General features: G+C 61.8%; 15 protein-coding genes. 2 read left to right on the plus strand and 13 right to left on the minus strand.

Features of this window, described 5'->3' with window-relative positions:
- The 6 genes from V5F61_RS09495 to V5F61_RS09520 all read right to left on the minus strand — a co-directional run.
- A partial coding sequence (locus V5F61_RS09495) for a replication initiator protein A (protein WP_393988190.1) occupies positions 1-987 on the minus strand: 987 nt, incomplete at its 3' end.
- The gene (locus V5F61_RS09500) at positions 988-1,257 is read right to left on the minus strand and encodes a helix-turn-helix transcriptional regulator (protein ID WP_393988191.1); all 270 of its coding nucleotides are present in this window, start codon (positions 1,255-1,257) and stop codon (positions 988-990) included.
- A gap of 156 nt (positions 1,258-1,413) precedes the next feature.
- A complete protein-coding gene (locus tag V5F61_RS09505; RefSeq protein ID WP_393988192.1) occupies positions 1,414-1,899 on the minus strand; it encodes a DUF2285 domain-containing protein in 486 nt (161 codons plus the stop codon).
- Positions 1,900-1,945: 46 nt separating this feature from the next.
- Positions 1,946-2,215: a transcriptional regulator domain-containing protein gene (locus tag V5F61_RS09510; RefSeq protein WP_393988193.1), complete on the minus strand. Its 270-nt coding sequence runs from the start codon at positions 2,213-2,215 to the stop codon at positions 1,946-1,948.
- A gap of 281 nt (positions 2,216-2,496) precedes the next feature.
- Entirely contained in the window at positions 2,497-3,339 is an 843-nt protein-coding gene (locus V5F61_RS09515; RefSeq protein ID WP_393988194.1) for a DUF932 domain-containing protein, read from the minus strand.
- Between the two features lie 376 nt (positions 3,340-3,715).
- Positions 3,716-4,030, minus strand: a complete 315-nt coding sequence (locus V5F61_RS09520; protein WP_237154117.1) for a DUF736 domain-containing protein — start codon at positions 4,028-4,030, stop codon at positions 3,716-3,718.
- A gap of 397 nt (positions 4,031-4,427) precedes the next feature.
- On the opposite strand from V5F61_RS09520, the gene V5F61_RS09525 reads away from it, so the two are divergent.
- Entirely contained in the window at positions 4,428-4,586 is a 159-nt protein-coding gene (locus V5F61_RS09525; protein ID WP_394104029.1) for a hypothetical protein, read from the plus strand.
- A gap of 31 nt (positions 4,587-4,617) precedes the next feature.
- On the opposite strand, the gene V5F61_RS09530 is transcribed toward V5F61_RS09525, so the two are convergent.
- The 4 genes from V5F61_RS09530 to V5F61_RS09545 form a co-directional block, all read right to left on the minus strand.
- On the minus strand, positions 4,618-5,961 hold the full coding sequence (locus V5F61_RS09530) for a hypothetical protein (protein ID WP_394104030.1): 1,344 nt from the start codon (positions 5,959-5,961) through the stop codon (positions 4,618-4,620).
- Between the two features lie 463 nt (positions 5,962-6,424).
- Positions 6,425-8,443 carry a ParB/RepB/Spo0J family partition protein gene (locus V5F61_RS09535; RefSeq protein ID WP_393988196.1) on the minus strand — a complete coding sequence of 673 codons (2,019 nt, stop codon included), beginning with the start codon at positions 8,441-8,443 and terminating at the stop codon, positions 6,425-6,427.
- 397 nt (positions 8,444-8,840) lie between these two features.
- Positions 8,841-9,194, minus strand: coding sequence for a DUF2958 domain-containing protein (locus V5F61_RS09540; RefSeq protein WP_393988197.1), 354 nt, complete (start codon positions 9,192-9,194; stop codon positions 8,841-8,843).
- A gap of 240 nt (positions 9,195-9,434) precedes the next feature.
- The gene (locus tag V5F61_RS09545; protein ID WP_393988198.1) at positions 9,435-10,655 is read right to left on the minus strand and encodes an IS256 family transposase; all 1,221 of its coding nucleotides are present in this window, start codon (positions 10,653-10,655) and stop codon (positions 9,435-9,437) included.
- Between the two features lie 124 nt (positions 10,656-10,779).
- On the opposite strand from V5F61_RS09545, the gene V5F61_RS09550 reads away from it, so the two are divergent.
- Positions 10,780-11,271 (plus strand): helix-turn-helix transcriptional regulator, encoded by a 492-nt coding sequence (locus V5F61_RS09550; protein WP_393988199.1) that lies wholly within the window; start codon positions 10,780-10,782, stop codon positions 11,269-11,271.
- 90 nt (positions 11,272-11,361) lie between these two features.
- On the opposite strand, the gene V5F61_RS09555 is transcribed toward V5F61_RS09550, so the two are convergent.
- From V5F61_RS09555 to V5F61_RS09565, 3 genes are all read right to left on the minus strand, one after another.
- Positions 11,362-13,242 carry a UvrD-helicase domain-containing protein gene (locus V5F61_RS09555; RefSeq protein ID WP_393988200.1) on the minus strand — a complete coding sequence of 627 codons (1,881 nt, stop codon included), beginning with the start codon at positions 13,240-13,242 and terminating at the stop codon, positions 11,362-11,364.
- On the minus strand, positions 13,239-15,560 hold the full coding sequence (locus V5F61_RS09560; protein WP_393988201.1) for an AAA family ATPase: 2,322 nt from the start codon (positions 15,558-15,560) through the stop codon (positions 13,239-13,241). The genes V5F61_RS09555 and V5F61_RS09560 overlap by 4 nt, the downstream gene beginning before the upstream one ends.
- 296 nt (positions 15,561-15,856) lie before the next feature.
- Entirely contained in the window at positions 15,857-17,113 is a 1,257-nt protein-coding gene (locus V5F61_RS09565; protein WP_393988202.1) for a tyrosine-type recombinase/integrase, read from the minus strand.
- Between the last annotated feature and the right edge of the window lie 313 nt (positions 17,114-17,426).

The following is a 17,426-nucleotide window of genomic DNA, read 5'->3' on the forward strand; positions in this document are numbered from 1 at the left end:
GTCTAAGTTAGCGGCCGGATTTCGTGTTTCGGACCAGAGCGATAACTGGGATCCGTGCGCCTGATCTGCCGACAGGCCTGCGCCCGATGTGCCGATACCCTTTGCGCCTGATCTGCCGATGCGATTCACAACCTCATCCACAGGCACTGTGAATTCTTCGGCGGGCCGTATGCGGAGCAACTCGCGGCGCCCTTCGCGTTCGATCGACAGGCGATATCCGGGCAAAGGCTGACGGAGAGCGATGCGGCGCAGATCGAGCGCGAAATCGGAGATGCGCGCGAGGCTGCCGGATTTGGCGTGGAGGTGGCCGATCTCGAACAGCCAGCCGTGTTGCTGACGGCCGGCGTGCTTGCGCGCGACGCGATAGAGCCAGCGCTCGATACCGCCAGTCAGCCGGAAATAGTCCGGGTCGATGGTCAGCACCAACGAGCGGTCGACGACGCCGTTGTAGAACCACTCGGGCAGGACGAACTCCATGCCCTCGACGCGGCCCTCGCGCGTCGTCATCTCCTCCCATTCGTTGATCCAGGAGAACTGGCGCCGCCGCCATTGCACGCCGTTGCGGATCGTCGTGGCGATGACGGTCGATTGCAGCCGTGCGAGCGAGGCCTTCAGGAGAAGATACTGCTGGTTCCCGGTCGGACGGCCGACACCGCGCAGGAGCTGGTAGGGCGTGAAGCGAAAGAAGCGCGAGGTGCGCAAGCCGTTGTTCTCGGCCGCGACGATCTGCGAGGCGGCCCAGATCAGCACATCGGCATCCCAGATCGTCGCCATGCCGTGCTCGGGCATCCCCAGCACCTGCACCTCGACATCGGCGGCCTTGTAGAGGATCGGCGTGATACGCGGCGTCTTCGACAACGAGAAGAACGGCCGTTCCATGAGATCGCGCTGATCGCGCGGACTGGCATCGCCGGTGGCCACCACGAAGGGATCGAGCCGTTGGCGTTCGCTCCGGTGCTTGCCGTCTGGTCGAGAAGCGCCGCTCATTCAGCGTGCTCCCCGTTCGGCGGGCGTCAAAGGTCGCGCCGGAAAGACATGGCCGGCACTCTGGTCCGTGGTGGATTTACGCGCGCCGATGGCCGTCCAGGCCTGCAGGTCTTCGAGCGCATAGATGACGCGGCCGCCGATCTTTCGATAGGTCGGGCCGGTGCCGTAGGTGCGGTGCTTCTCCAGCGTCCTGAGCGAGATGCCGAGGAAACGCGCCGCGTCGGGTGTGCGCAGAAAGCGCGGCGGCAATCCCGTCTTCGGGTCGAGCATGATCGGGCCTCCGGGCCGGTTCGGATGGCTGCCGGTGATGGCAGCGGGTCATGGCGAACCGTGGCGGAGGATCGGCGGCTTGCAGCGTGCCGAAATCAGGGGGTACTGAATCCGGCACCCCGGGAAGCTCGAATAATGATGATCCAACGGGAGTGTTCAGCGGGACGGCAGACGCGTGGGATAATGCAGCAGTTCACGGTATCCACCGCGCCTGTAGTGGTTGCCATCGGCAACCAGACGGCGCGCCTGGTTCTTGCGGGGATCGCTTTCCCAAGCGGTCTTGTTGCCGCGAAAGCCGAGCAGGGTTTCCGCGAGCTTGCGATAGCTGGCACCATCGGTGCGACCGTCGAGGGCGCGCAGGATCAGGATGTGCCGGTCTCGGGTTTGCGCGGGTAGCGCGTGATGGCGCTCGCCGATCGCTCGCCCTGTCAGCGTGCGCCAGAAGCGCAACACCGCTTCGGCGCGATGCTCCAGCAAGGCGTCGAGCGGCAGGAGGACGACATAGGCCGTCTTGGCGCCGGGCGGCGGATTGGTGAGCCAGAACTGGTGCTCCGCCCCCACCGGCCGCCAGAGACCGTGCCACGTCCCATCCTCCGCCACGCGAGCATCGAGACCCGACAACGTCGGCAGGCCGATCATCATGGCGGGATCGTCCACGCTCCCTGGAATAGGTTGAAGCTCAAAGGCGTCAGGCAGCAGAGACGGCATCCAGAACAGCGCGGCCCGGTCGGCGGAGAGAGCCGGGTCCGCCGGGAAATCGTAACCCCCAGCGTTCCGAGAACGCGGTCTGTATATCGCCGTCGAGACGTGGCAATCGTCTCATGCGATGGAAGTCGCAGCGATAGTCTTCATCGCGACGAAGATACTCCCAGGCAAAGCCGGCGGCAGAAATGCTCTTGGCATGTGCATAGGCTGCCGGCGAGCGCCAATCTGTACTCGGCATGGCGTCACCTCTCATCCAGCATTTACGCGTTGCTGGAAAGAGGAACTGTTTGCGATGTGAGGCTCACGTTGAAGCCACTGTTGCCCGATATGTTGATCGCGTTGGCCGATCAATATTTGAAGATAATTCGGATTGTTTTTGAAGTTCCTTCGCGAGCCGGGCCATGCCCGGCGAGCCGCGTATTTCCTGCTCAGCGGAAACCCGCCGATCCGTAAAGACGGCTCGGCGCGAAATCTGATCCACGTTTCTGCGGAAAGCCGTGAAGCCGGGTTTCCGGCTCCACGGCTCTGCGGATGTCAGGCGCTCTTCAGCCGCTGCATTCCCTCGGCCAGCGTCCAGAGGGCGCGGTTCAGACCGACATTCTGGTCGATACCGTTGATGGGCCGCGTCGTGCTGCGGCGGATGCGTCCGTCCGAGGTCTGGCGGCGTCCGTCCAGTCCACCCCGGATGAGGTTTTCCTGAATGACGTTGAACGTCTGCCACAGGCTATGCCCGGCATCCTCGCGGCGGCGCGGGGCGATGATCTGATCCGGGCGAACCGGGCTTTCCTCCTCGCCATAACGCGCAACGAGGCTCGCCTCGGCCAGCACCTGCTGCTCGTCCCATGAGAGCCGCGTCTCTTTCATGGTCTCGGTCGCATCGATCAGGTGCGGGAAGTCCTCCGCGACGGTGTAGACGCCTTCGATGATCTGGTCCTGAATGCCACCCTTATGAGGAACGCGGACTTCCTCGAACCGCTCGCCCGCAATCATGCTGTTGGTGCAGACGAAGCGCAGCACTCCGGCGAACATCTGATAGGCGCTGGTCCCGTCGTGGCTGTTGACGATGATGACTTCCGCCGCTTCCGGCTTGCCGATCCCATCACCCCGGCGCAGGCGCAGCATGTGCTTGGCATGGCCGTAGCGGCTACCGTCGCGCGGCATCGATTGCACGGCGAAGAACGGGAACCAGCCCTCCCGGCGCAGCCCCTCCACGATCTCGATGGTGGGGACGTAAACGTAACGCTCCGACCGACTGTCTTGGGCCTCACGCGCGAACACCGAAGGGACGTGACGGTGAAGGGCCTCGTTGTCGAGGGCTTCGCGTCCGCTGATCTGGTGAGAGTTGCGGCCGAACCGGGTGGCGAGATGGTGATACATGACCTGTTTCCGTGGGTTTAGGTTGGAGCGCAGCGCTGCGCTGCAACCCTGGCCGTCGCCGAGACCGGGGTAGCAAGGTGCAAGGGCGGCCGGCCCGGAGGGGGATCGCCCGGCCTGCACGGAATGAAATGAAGGAAGGCCGGGGACACCGGTCCGGACGAGCGTCAGCGATCCCTTGCACCGCGCGGGGGCGGAGCCCTTAGCCAAGCTCACCCGGCATGAGTAAAGCGGGTGCCGGGCTAAAGGATTGGATCGGGATGCGCGCAGCCACCGAACCTGAAAACCGCGCATCCTGATTTCCGCATTTCCTGAATGGCCGCAGGAATGAGCATCACGAAGCCCCGCTGGTGAGCGGGGCTTCAGGAGGTGTCTGGTGTCAGTCGCCGTTGCGGCGGGACCAGATGAGGTTGTGAGCTTCGCCGCCCTCGTCCTCGACCAGACTGGCGTAGATCGGAGCCGGGAAGCTCGGATCGTCCAGCTTGACCGAGAGATAGTCGCGGCCGGTCTCGCGGGCGGTTTTCTTCCATGCCGCGCCGAACTCGGTGGTGCCCGCGAAGATCCGATAGTCCGGGCCGCGCTCGCTGTCGCCCTCGGTGGGAACGAACTTGGCCTTGACGTTGAGGGTCAGGGTCTTGACCGTGCCGGTGATGTCGCCGTTCGCGGTCTTGGTGAAGGTGCCGATGGTCGCCATTGTCGTGTCTCCGTTCTTCGGGCCGCGCCTATCGCGACCTCGATGGTGGTCGTGCGACCGGAGACGATCAGCCCGCACCCGGAGGGCTGGAACGAAGTGGAAGGCGGTTTGGCGACAGCTTTTTTGCCTCGCGAAGCAAAGCGCGCTCGCGCGCGGCGGAGCCGAAGGCCAGCGAAGCTAAAAAAGCTGGTGACGGACGTTGCGGGAAGATGATCGAGGCGCAGCCGGTCTTCGGTCAGACCCAATCCATTCGAGGACGCCGTGGGCGCGGCTAAAAGGGAAATCGGAGGAACTCGATACTGGTCTCGGCATGCCCGTGCGTGAGACATGAGAACGATGGCAATCTCCCAGCCACGTCAGCCTTGCTGCTAACTTTCGACGGCGAGACCCGTCTAAAATGTCGAGCATCGGCATCGATACCCGGCACTTGTCGGCGGCATCGGTCGTTCCCGAGTGCACCGTTATCGTAATCGGCGCCGTGACCCTCAAGATCATCAGCGAGCTGACGGGTAACGCACTCGGGCTTACGTCGAGCCACAAAGCGGCAATGATATGAAGCTCCAGCTAGCGACGGGGAGCCTTCGATATCAGCTCTTTGGCAACCACTTTGTGTAGAGGCTCTTGGAACCTGTAGGAACACTTTTAGGATCGACAGATTCTACCAGCGCCCGAAAGCGCCGCTCGCACCCTTTGTTTGAGCTGATGCGGCCAGCCAACAAGGTTCCGCCCTTCGTCAAATCTAGCATTATCTTGACTTCATTTGGCGAAAATGACTTTACCATCTCGCGATAATCAGACACGGCGCCGTGTGAAACGCCATATGTATTTCCAACACCTGCAGTCACAACTGCTTCAACAAATGCGGTTTGAGCGGTTTCAGGTACGCGATTTTTTCTGGAGAGCTTCAGTAATCGCTCGGCAAACGGAGGTTCGTTATGAAAGTTGTCCCATGAATTATGCACTGATAGCAGTTTTCGACTTGCTGACGTAAAAATACTATGTACTTCGCCTTCACTCAACAATGCCAGCTGCCCAAGATTTTCAAAGAATTGCAGTGATGCCTTCTGCCGAGCCTCATCGCCTTTGGCCTTATATTCTTGATGTCTATCAACTAGCGCAGACCTGGTCTTTGGAGTGAAATCTTCACTGAAGGTTTCACAGATCGATAAAGCATTTAATCGAGCCTCCTCGCCCGAAGCTGGGTCGCAGTAGATGCCATGCAACATGACAAAAATGAGCTCGCGCTGCGCATCGAACGTCGCGGCGACTCGACGCTCCCATTCCTCCCGCTGGTCTTTCTTGAAGCGGGACGACTTCAGCGCGGCCAAAAATGCCTTGGTATCTACACCCTTTGGGTTCCGTTCGCTCGACAGAGCATGCTTTTGGCATCGACTCAAAAAGGCCAGAAACTCATCTTCGTCTACATTTCCCTCAGCGGGATGAGCCGCTGAAAAGCTATTCCGCGTCGCCCTGCATTGATCTAAGAAAAAGTAATCATCATCGCCAATCAGATTCAGCTTCTGGCACAGATCAAGCAATTCTGCGTCTTTTAGGTCCAAAAGAGATTCTTCATCGAAAGATTTATCGTCGAGAACCTGCGGAACGACATTTATCCCAAAGCGACGAACCTTTTCACGAAGCTCGACAATTGCAGCATTCCAAATGTAATTTATTGCTGCATCGAAAAGCCCGCTAGCTACAGCGACGCACATCTTTACGATCCGCTCGTCCCTCAAGTTCGGAGGAATGCGCTTAATGAGTCGAGGAAGCTGCGACCAAGCATGTTCAATCTGATCATCCGCGGCCAGCAGGTCACGCGACACGCCTAATGCTGCGGTCAGCTGCGCCAGCATGGGCGATGACAAGCCTGATACGTCAGGAAGAACGACAGCGGGAAGGCTGGGCTTTGGCGATGGTATGATTTTTGTCATTCTTCCTCTCCAATCGAAGTCCAGTCGCCGGAGCCCGCGATGCATCCATTTGGTGCAGCAGAAGCAACCACATTCACAATACGGCAAAATTCGAATCGAGGCGAGAACGCGGGCGATGCGCTTCACCATCAGGCGCCCTGATCTCGGCAAGGCCCTTGCTGAAGCGGAGGCAACACCGAAAGCACGGCAACATCCAGAATGTGTGCCGCCGCCGGCGGGCCGAAGCAGTATTTCCAGGAAGATGCCGTCGTAGCGAGGCTAGGTAGCGCGTGGCAGGAAAAGCCTTCCCCATACACACGAAGGTCTGAAGCCACCTCCTATGTCTTTTTGCATGCCAAAGGGCGCTATGACTGGATTCGGCCGCCATCACCGGACGGTTGAGGTCAGCTCTTCGCTCGACCACGATTTTGAGGATGGTCAGAAACAGGAAGGCCGGGACCACACGCACGATCCCGGCCGATCCTCACTCGGCAGCTTGCGCGAAGGTTTCCGCTTCTGACTCCGTATCTCGCGACACAGGCCTTGCAGTGCGCAGTACGGGGGGCAACCAGCCGGTTCCAGCCAGAAGTTGCTCGGCAGCCTGCGCCATCTCCGATTTCTTCAAGCCCGCGATCCGCTCGGCGGCGTCATGGCCGACCGCTTCGCGCACGGCGACGAGGATATGCGCCTTGGTCACGCGGCCGAGGTAGCTCTGCACGGTCGGGGTCCAGTGTGCCGTCATGTCGAGCGTGACCGCATTCGCCAGCTTTTCCGCTGTCGCGTGGGCATTAGGCTTCTGCTCCCAAGATATCCTGACTGCGTTGACGGTCAGCGCTGCGCAATGGGCGAGCAACGCCATGAGGCTGGCATGGTCCAGACCGCCGACGAAGGCCCACAGGTCTGCCACATCGCGCGGCATGTCCGATGCCCATCCGGCATGACGATCTGCCAGCGCCTTCGCAGCAGGCGTGTCTTCGATCCCGTCCGCGTGAGAGGCGAGCATGGCGCTGGTCAACCGGATTTCGAGGCACGACGCTTCCCCGCCGCGATAGAAGGTCTGCGCCACCAGCGCATGAACCACGGCGACAAGCGCCATCTCCGGCTGCTCGCCAAGGGCGAGACGTAGGCCGAGGGTACGATGGGCGGTCAGGTCGCGGATGAGAAGGTCCGATAGCGGCTTCCCCGCATCCTCTTCCTCCCCGTCGTCCGGCTGTGGTTCGGCATCCTCGCCGCTTCCCTCGTTCCCGACGATTTCGCCATCTTCCGTGATGGTCGCCCCCTCCACGTCCGTCGATTTCCGGGCCTCGTCCTCGGCCCGGATGAAGCCGCGTTCGATACGGGCCGTGCCGTCATGGTTCAGAATGACGAACACGCCACCGCGCGCGATTTCGTCGGCGTCATAGGCGTGGCGCTTGGCGTCGATCCGCTCGATCTCCGCTTCAAGCTCGCCGAACCGCCGATCCGCCTCATCCGGCAGTTCTTCGTAACCCTCGCATTCCGACGACAGGCGGTCGTAGTCCTGCTGTGCCGCGCCGTAGGCTGTAACGTCTTCCTCCGACAGGTCCACCGGATGTGGATAGCTGCGGCTCATCCCGTGCGCGTGGGGGAAGTCGATGTGGACGGAAGCCCACTTCCATCCCTCGACCGCCTGAATCTCGGCGGCGATGCCTTCCAACTTGTCGATGACGAGCCGATCCAGCAACGTGGCGTCTTCGAAATAGCCGCCCCGCTCCTCGGTGAAGAGGTCCCGGATTATGAAGCCGCCCGCCTCGGCATAGGCGTCCGCGCCGACGAAGATCGCGCGCCGGTCGGTCGCCGCGACATTCATTCTGGTCAGGTCGCGCCGGATGGCCGAAGGGTCGCGGTTCCACGACAGGTTCTCGTAGACCTGCACCTGCCGGTCATGGTCTTCGGTGATGGCGAAGGCCATCAACTGATCCAGCGACAAACCGCCGTCGCGATAGACCTGCATCAGCTTCGGGCTGATGGCACCAAGACGGAGCCGCTGCCTGACGACATGGGCGCTGACGCCGAACCGGGCGGCGATTTCCTCCGCACCCCATCCGCGATTTTCAGCCAGCTCGCGGAAGCGCTCGAACTGGTCGGCGGGGTGCATCGCTTCGCGGGTGACGTTTTCGTCGAGGCTGATTTCCGTCGCGTCGTTCTCGGTATCCAGAATGCAGCGAATGGCTTCCGTCTTCTTGATCTGCTGGCGCTTTACGCGCAGCAACTGCGCAAGCCTGCGGCCTTCGCCGATGGTGACGAAATAGAAGCCGGTCAGTTCGCCGTCCGTGTTCGTTTCCGGCTCTACCACCAGATTTTGCAGCATTCCCTTGGCGGCGATGCTGGCCGCCAGCGCCTCGATATGGGCTTCGCTGTGCGGGGTCTTGCGGGCGTTGCGGGGCGACTTCTTCAGCTTGTTCAACGGCACGAACAGCACCGCGCCATTCTCGGTGGCGGAAGTTTCGAGAACCGTGGCGATGGTTTCGACTGTGTTGGTCATGGTCTTGATCCTTTGGCTTGGGTTGGAGCGCAGCGCTGCGCTGCAACCCTGGCCGTCGCCGAGACCGGGGGGGTGCAAGGTGCAAGGGCGGCCGGGACGGAGGGGGATCACCCGGCCTGCACAAGCGGATCGGAACTGTGGGGGCGAGCGTGAAACACGCATACGCGCGGAAGGCGGGGGAAACCATCCCGGCCGAGCGTCAGCGATCCCTTGCGCCGCGCCAGGGGGCAGCGCCCCCAAGCAACCCGCCCGGCACGAGCGAAAGCGGGCGCCGAGAACGATGACCGGATCAGGATGTGCAAAGCCGTAGAATCTGAAAGCCGAGCATCCTGGTCGCCGTCTTTCCTCATGAGCACGACGAAGCGCCCCGCCCGAAGGCGGAGCGCGGTTCCGATCGTCAGTCGGTGACGATCCTGCGGGATTGGCGGGCGCGCTGAGTGTACCAGCTCAAGGGATGCTTGGCCTTGAAGTGAAGGTCATGCTCGACCGGAAGCCGAAGCCGTCCGCGAACCGTGCTGATTTCAGCAAGGCTGACATAGCCGAGCTCTGGTTCGCCAAGGCCGAGATCGCAGAGGCCGAATAGACGGTCGGGGTCTTCGGGATCGGCTTCGGTGAGAAGCCAGGTGGCGCCGGCATCCGGTGTGAAGAGCTTGACGACGGGACGCGGATCGATGTCCTCGCCGGCGGCGCTGCGAGCGCCATTGGTGAGAAGCCGGGCGTAGAGTTCGTTGGTGATGAGCGCTGCGGCCATGTCGGCCTCCATTCGATGTCACCCTCCGATCGAGGGCGAGGAGGCGTTCGGCCGGCGCAATCGAGCGGCGCGGTCAGGCCCTACACGGTCCGGTGCGGGCCGGGCTTGACCGCGCCGCGGCGGCGGCCAGCGTTACCGGAGCTTGTCGAGAGGGGAAGAACGAAGGCCACCGGCACAGTGCGCTCAGGAAAGGATGCGCGGGAGTGTCAGGAATTTCGTGTGGTGGCGGCGGGTTGAAGATCAGGCCGCCATGGCCTTTGTGAAGCGCTCGCCGAAGATGACGGCGAACTGCGCCTTTGCCATCGCCCATTCACGAGGCGCCATCTTCCACTCCTTTTCGGCCCGGTTCAAGACCAGGAAGAGGAGCTTCAGGGCGGCCTCGTCGGTGGGGAAGTGGCCCCTGGCCCGCACGGCGCGGCGCAGCTTGGCGTTGAGCGCCTCGATGGCATTCGTGGTGTAGAGGATCCGGCGCACCTCCGCTGGGAAGGCGTAGAAGGGCACGACCTCGCTCCAGGCCCGCCGCCAGCTCTGGGCGATGGCCGGATAGCGCCGGCCCCAGGCACTGTCCTCGAAGGCCGTGAGCGCCGCCTCGCCTGCGGCCGCATCCACGGCCCGATAGATGTCCTTCAGCGCCGCGGCGACGGCCTTGCGGTCCTTGTACGACACGAAGTCGAGGCTGTGGCGCAGCAGGTGGACGATGCAGGTCTGGACCACGGCCTCGGGGAACACGGCGCGGATCGCGTCCGGGAAGCCTTTGAGGCCATCGACGACGGCGAGCAGCAGGTCCTCGACACCGCGGTTTCTGAGCTCGTTCATAACGCGCAGCCAGAACTTGGCTCCCTCGTTCTGCTCCAGCCACAGGCCGAGGATCTCCTTGGCCCCATCGGCGCGCACGCCCAGCGCGATGTGGACCGCCTTGTTGCGGACGATGCCCTCGTCGCGCACCTTGACGCGCAGGGCATCGAAGAAGACCAGGGGATAGACCGGCTCGAGCGGCCGGGCCTGCCAGGCGGCGATCTCCTCCAGGACGGCGTCGGTGACAACGCTGATGAGGTCGGGTGAGACCTCGATACCATAGAGCTCGCGCAGGTGCCCGACGATCTCCCGGGCGCTCATGCCCCGGGCATACATGGACACGATCTTGTCGTCGAAGCCGGGGAAGCGGCGCTGGTACTTGGCGATGAGCTGGGGATCGAACGTCGCCTGCCGGTCCCGCGGGATATCCAGCTCGATCCGGCCGGTCTCGGTGGTGACCGTCTTCCGTCCATAGCCGTTGCGGCTGTTGCCGGTCTCGTCGCCCGCCAGGTGATGATCCATCTCGGCGTTCAGGGCGCGCTCGGCCAGCGCCTTCTTCAAATCGTCGAGCAAGCCGTTGGCATCGAAGGCCGTCTTGGGATCGGCACCGGCCAGCAACTGGTCCAGGAGTTCGTCAGGAATGCGGGGGGCTTTGCGTCGGGCCATCGGGAACCTCCATAAGGTCCATCATGGCCGCCACCACACGAAATTCCTGACACTCCCGGATGCGCCGGGCTCCGGGGAAGAAGGGGGCTGGCGTCGCTCGCGATTGCCTTCCGATTCCGGCGCGATGGCCGCCGTTTCCCGCACGCCGACGCCCGATGTCTTCAACGCACGGGCAACATGCATCACCTTGATCGCAGTCATTCCACAGCGATCGAAGGCGATCGACATGAAACGCGAACTGACAATTTCTCAAGAAGATCTGGCCTTGGTTTCCGACGCGGCGCAGCCACCCGCCAACGAGCCTGTCGAGAGCGCCTCCAGGCGATTTCAGCCACCGGTCAGCCTGCTCAAGCGCGTGATCCGTCGCCCAGAGCTTCGCAAGATCGTGCCACTCGCCGACACGACGATCTACGAAATGGAACAGCGCGGCGAGTTTCCGAAGCGTTTCTTCCTGACGCCACGCTGCGTGGTGTGGGATTTGGCCGAAGTTGAGACCTGGCTCGATGAACGGCGCCGCGCATCGAATGCGGACATCGTGCGCAAAGCATCTCCGCCAGATGTTCGTCAACGGCGTGCGCGACCAGTGAAATCATCGCTTCAGCGGCATGACCGGTAACACGGCGCCATAAGCCACACTTAGGTAGCTCACCGGCGTCACTGAGAGTTACTGCCGACTGAGCGCATCGAATTCATCCGATTACACCCTTCAGGTGGCAACAATCTCGATCTCGTCATCGGCGAACCAGCCACGCTCAAGGAGCGCGGTGCGCGCCAAGCCGGGATCGTCGGAATAATAGACGATGGCGAGGCTCTCCTCCGTTCGGCTGCAGGTCACGTAGAAGAGACGACGAGTGCGGGCGATGCTGGTGTCGTTACCCGCTGCCTCATTTTCGAGGTCGGTCTTGGTCTTCTCTTTTGTCCCCATGAGCTTGCCGTAACTGAACAGGAAGCCACGTGCTTCATCGTCGCTGATCACCACCATAACGCGCGGGAACTCGCGCCCCTTCACACCTTGATGGGTATCAAACTGCGACACGCCACGGACATAGCGATCATATTTTTCGATCTCGGGGAAAGGTGCGTCGAGCGCCCGACGCCAAGCACCCGCCTCGGTGCTCGCATCATCTTCCGGCTCGGTCCCCGCATCCGCGAGCACCTCGGGAACGAACGGTTGCAGCACCTCGGGAATGACAAAAAGCTCTGTCGCGGCCACGTAGCGCAGTACGGCGCGTAGGGTCGGCGGGTTCTCCGCCAGCAGCAACACCTTGAGGCCATCACACGCAACCTTCGCGCGTTCAAGCTCCGCTTGCTGCTTTTCTCCAGCGTCCGTCAACCGCTGGCGATCAAGCAACGGGGAGGTCTGGCGGATCGCCGCTGCGGTCGCGAAACGGTCGCCCGCCGCCAGCGCGTTCGCCAGCGGGAGCAACTCGCGGGTGAAGAAGCCCAGACCGCGGCCCGTGCCGTCGAGCAACCCCGTGCGCATCGGTTCGTAGGCGTAAAGCGACCCGAAGAAATGTTCGAACCCGAAACGGCGCGCCGACATTAGATGTTCAAGGGCGAGCATCTTCACCCCGTCGCGGTCGGGGAGCCAAGCCTCATCGCCAGTCAGCTCGGCCATTTTCGTTGCCGCAGCCGCTTCGACATCCCTCTTGTTACCGACAGTTTCTGGCGCGAGGAACAGCCGAACGGTCCCCTCGGGAGCGTCACTGCGCGCCTGCTGCTCCTGTTTGTCATCGTCGGAGCGGATCTTGTTTATGAGCGCAATCACGCGCTTGGGGCAGCGGTGGTTCATCGCCTTGCGCGGCTTTGCCCAGGTTTCAGGAATTGCCTCGGCGAGGCCGACCTTACCATCGGCGTAAATGCGCTGCATGGTGTCGCCGAATAGTCCCAAGCAGAACTGTGCTGGGAAAGCCGCCTGGACGTCGAGTAGCGCGTCCATAAGGCGTCTTGCGGTGTCCTGGCTCTCGTCGATCAAAAGGATCGGATAGCTGGCAATCAGGAGCCGGCGCAGGCCCGGCTTTGCGTTCAGAAACGCCGCGGTCATGGCAATAACCTCGGCGTGATTGAGCGAATCGCGCGTTCGATTGTCTCCGGTTGGGCTGTAGATGAACCTCGTTATCGTTGGGAGGCCATCACGGCGCCGTATCTTGCTCTCGATCGACTGCGCACGCTCAATCGCAGCTTTGCCCGACCGACCTTTCGCCTGTTTCTCCTCGAGATCGGCAATCTCGGCGAGCAGGTTTGTGTCGAGCCACTTGCGAATGTCGTCGTCATGGCCGCGTATCAGCGACCACGCGAAAGCGTGGATGGTAGAAACGTCGACCCGCGGATCGAATTCGAGCCGCTGCACGATCTCGTCGCAAGCGGCATTGGTATAGGTGATGATCGCGACCTTCTGACCGGTCAGTTTCAACTCGCGGCCTTGGCGCTCGCACAGGTCACGTACTGCCTGGACCAGCGACCGGGTCTTGCCCGAACCGGCACCCGCGTAGAGGAAGAAGCTGCGCGGCGCGGCAAGATCCAGACAGCTGCGAATAGTCTCGTCCGCCTTCGCATCAAACAAATCGTCGGCATTCGCCCTGGTCATGCGGCCAGTCCCTCTTTGGCCGGCAATATCTCGATCTGTTTCTTCTTGAGTCGCTCCTGCAGCCAGGTCAGACCTTCGTTGATATAACGCGGCACGCTCAGGGTCTCGAACATCTCGGCATCAAGTACGTCGAGAGCGAACTCAGCCTTCTTCCCGGTTTTGAGTGCCGTGAACATCGCCGCGCCAACCGTGGTCGCTCCGCCACCCGCAGCGATCGCGTCGCGGAACTTGGCGACCAGCCCGGTGCCCGGAAGCGCAGCGAAGAAGGAAAGGTTCTCAAATGCGAGCGCATCCTCGAACGTATAGGGATAGGCGGTCTCACTCGTGGCGGCGCCCGGAAGCGTCACTTCGACCGGCAACTGATAAGCGGCGCGCACTGCGAACAGCGGATCACCTGCGGGTTCGAGCGTTCGCTCCGCCGGCGTCGCTCCCCATAACGCGTCTACGCTGGTTCGCGCCGGTACCCATTGTCGAAGCGTTGTGTTGTTGGTGGTCTGTCCCGCACCCGGCATGGGTGGTACCGATGTGGTCGTTCCGGACGCTTGGCTGTCGAGATCGGTGATGATCAACGTGAGCAGACCGAGATGTTCGATCAGTGGGCGAAGGCGATGGGCATGGCTGCCGCCGATCTCGAGCAGAGTGATGTAGCTCTTGCTGAGTACCTCGAACTTGTGGCGAATAAAGTTGGGAACGATCATGCGTTCCGCCGGCCCTTCGACCAGGATGGCGGCATCCGCGAAGAAGAGGTCAGCGTGTTGCGCGCGCAAGTAGCGCGTCACGAACCGGGCCGTCTCGTTGCCCGCACCGAACACCTCCGAGAGGTTGATCACCGTAGAGACTGGTATCCGCGACACCATGCCAGCGGGCAGGCGCCGAAAGTAGCGCAAACATTCGAAGGAGACCTCATGCGCGACATGGCTCGAATGCGTACTGACCACAAGTTGGCTGCGTCGCAGTTTGGTGTCTTTGAGATCTGGATGGGCGCGAAGAACTTCGTAGGCCTTGCTAATAAACACCTGCTGGACCTGCGCGTGGAGATGCGCCTCGGGCTCCTCGACCAGGACGAGATGCAGCGGCTCTATCACGGCAGCGGGATTGGTGGTCGCGGCTTTGCCCACACGCATCCACGAATCCCGGAAGCTCATCAGTCGGAAGATCATCGAGATGAGGTTCTGATAGCCGAGCCCGTTGTTGTTTTCGGGTAGGCGCAGCACCGGCAGTACCGCTTCGCCCTCAGCTGGCGTCACATCGACCACAAAGGTCACCGCCGAGGAGTGGTTGAGGCCGTCGATCGCCTTGAGCCGAGTCGACACCTTCGGTTTAGGGTCGGTGACGCCGGGATAGCCCATGCCCTCGACCTCGCTGAACGCCGCTTCAAAGCTCTCCGTAAGCTTTTGATCGAATGCGTCCTGCGCCGCTTCGATTGCCTGCAACGCTCCCAAATCCTTGACATCCGGTACCTTAGTCGGATCGAGGTGCTTGGAATAATAGCTGCGCAGCTGATCGGAGAGCCGACTGCCGGCCGATCCGGCCGGCGCGTCCTCGTCCTCATCGCTCGGCGCTTCCTCGCCGAACCCGCGCTGTGCTGGAATATCGTGGATGCGCACGAGCCCCTTCAGCGGTTCGCCGTCAAGGCTAAGTGAAGCGGCGGGCATCGATTGCGGACGCGCCTGGCCATTGAGCGGAGCTTGGAGCTGCGCGGGATCGAGGGTGAATGCACGGATGGTGAAGCTCTTGGCCAGCCGCCGGCTCAAGTAATCGACAAGGGTCGACGGCCATAGCGTGAGCTTTGGCTCCGACCTCTCCTGACCCTCGGCAGCAATTTTCTCGGCGTGCGCCTGCGTCGCGGCGGCGCGCAGTGCCTCGGCGTCTGCGACCGCAGCCAAGAAATCCTTATAGAGATCACCAAGATTGCTTGGCTCGTACCGAAGTCGCACCCCGAGCAGACCGCCTTCCCAATCCAACGTCGGAATCAGGTCGCGAACGTGGTGCATCTCCCCTGGATCTACGTCGAACCAGAGATCGAGCGTGGGGAGCAGCGGCAGCCACGGCTCAAGTGTGAGCTCGACTACTTCATCGGTCCGCTTCGCATCAATCCAACTCCGGCCTATCCGATCAATCGCCGGCCAGTGACATAGCGTAACGTCATGAATTTCGAACGGACAGCGTCGCGGCACGAGGAAGCGCCGCAATGCAAGCATTGCCGAGCTCTTGCCACTATTATTGGCACCGACGAATAACGTCTGCTTCTCAGCGAGGTCGATTCGCACTGATAACAATTTACGAAAGTTCGCAATCTCAACGAATTTGATAAGCACGTTCTCCCCCCGGAGCAGACAGCTTAATTACTTCAGCCCCTCCGTTTGTCACCTCGCAATGGCGAAGGCAAAATTCACTCAAGGGCTGTTTGCAGTCTATGTTCTATGATGGTCATTTGGAACAGGTGGCTGCTTTAGGCTCGCTTTGCTCATCGCCGCAGGTCAGCCTCGCCCCGCAAACAGGGATGGAGAGAGTCAACCCCTTGGTCAGGCCGGATCGATTCCATCTGTTTCAGCAGAGCCAGCCCCGGAATCAGAAGCTGGCGAGGCATAGGTCGATACTGCGTTGTCTACGATCAGGGTGCCGCCTCCCTCCCCATAAAGGCCATCGACGGCGGCAACAGCGTTGGCGCCCGCTTCTGGCCGTTGACCCAGGCATCGACCATGTCGGCCCACTCCTGGAGCATGTGCCGGCGCTGCGGTTCGTATTCCGCCTTGTTGTAGACGCCGCGTGATGAGCGCCCGTCCTCGTGGGCGAGGCATTTCTCGATCCAGTCGCTGTTGAAGCCCATCTCGTTCAGGAGCGTCGAGCCGGTCCGGCGCAAGTCGTGGACCGTGAACGGCTCCAGCGGCAGCCCCTCCTTCTTTGCCCGCGCCACGACAGCCGCGGTGACGCGATTGAAGGTTGCGCGCGACATGGGGGCGTCGGCGTCATAGCGGGACGGCAGCAGATAGCGCGAGTTGCCGGCGCAGGTCTTGAGCGCAATCAGGATGTCGAGCGACTGTTGCGCGAGATAGACGTTGTGCGCCTTCGATCGCTTCATGCGCTCCTTCGGGATCGTCCAGACGGCGTTCTCGAAGTCGACCTCGTCCCAGGTGGCATCCTGCAGTTCGCTCTTGCGCACCATGGTGAGCAGGATCAGGCGCAGGCCGAGGCGGATGGTCGGCAGGGTCGGCACGTGCTCGATCTGCTGCAGCATGATCTTGATCTCGGCCGGTGACAGCGCGCGGTCCTTCGGCTGGAAGGTCGCGATCGAGGCCGGCCCGACCTCGTCGGCCGGGTTCGGTACCTTCTCGCCGTGCAGGATGGCGAAGGCGAAGATCTGTTTGACGATGTCGCGGGCGTGGATGGCGGTCGCCGGCGCGCCGCGCTCCTTCACCTTGGCGCAGAGTTGGCGCAGATCATCCGGCGTCACCTCGGTCAGAAGGCGGTTCTTCCAGGCGGGGAGAATGTCGCGATCGAGGATTGCCTTGCGCATCGAGCGGGTGCTTTCCGCCATGCGCGCTTCCTTGATCCATAAGGCGCTCACCGCGCCGAAGCTGCGCTCCATGGCCTTGCGCCGTTTGTCGCGCTGTTTCTCGTGCGCGGGGGAAAGCCCCTCCGCCACGTGCTTGCGGGCGGCGATGCAGCGCTCGCGGGCTTCGGCGAGCGTGAGGCCATCGGCGCCATAACGGCCGATCGTCAGCGTCTCCCGGCGACCGTTCAGACGGTAGTCGTACCGGAAGGTGATTTGGCCTGTCGTGGCGACGGAAACGTACATACCGTCACGGTCGGCCACCTTGTATAATTTATCCTTTGGTTTCAGCCTCTTGATGGCCATGTCGGTAAGCATGGGGACGGCCTCGTTGACGATCCAAAGCGCCTTTTCGAGCCCCAATTTTACCGTCAAATCCGATACCGTCAATCAACGCGAATAATCATTATAAAACAGAGTACTAACTTGGTTTTCCGTGGGTTGCTTCCGTTTTTGACCTGACGGTAGGGCAAAAATCCGGCTGACGGTGAAAAACGCATACCGTCGCGCGCACCGTCAGAGCCCATCGCTTCAAGGCGATAGGCTCCGATAGTGAACACTTGACTTTTTGTTTGATTTCAGCTAGTTATGATGATGTTGCGATAGTTCGCGAAACGCCGCGAACCACATC

Source organism: Xanthobacter sediminis (assembly GCF_043195015.1).
Lineage (GTDB): Bacteria > Pseudomonadota > Alphaproteobacteria > Rhizobiales > Xanthobacteraceae > Xanthobacter.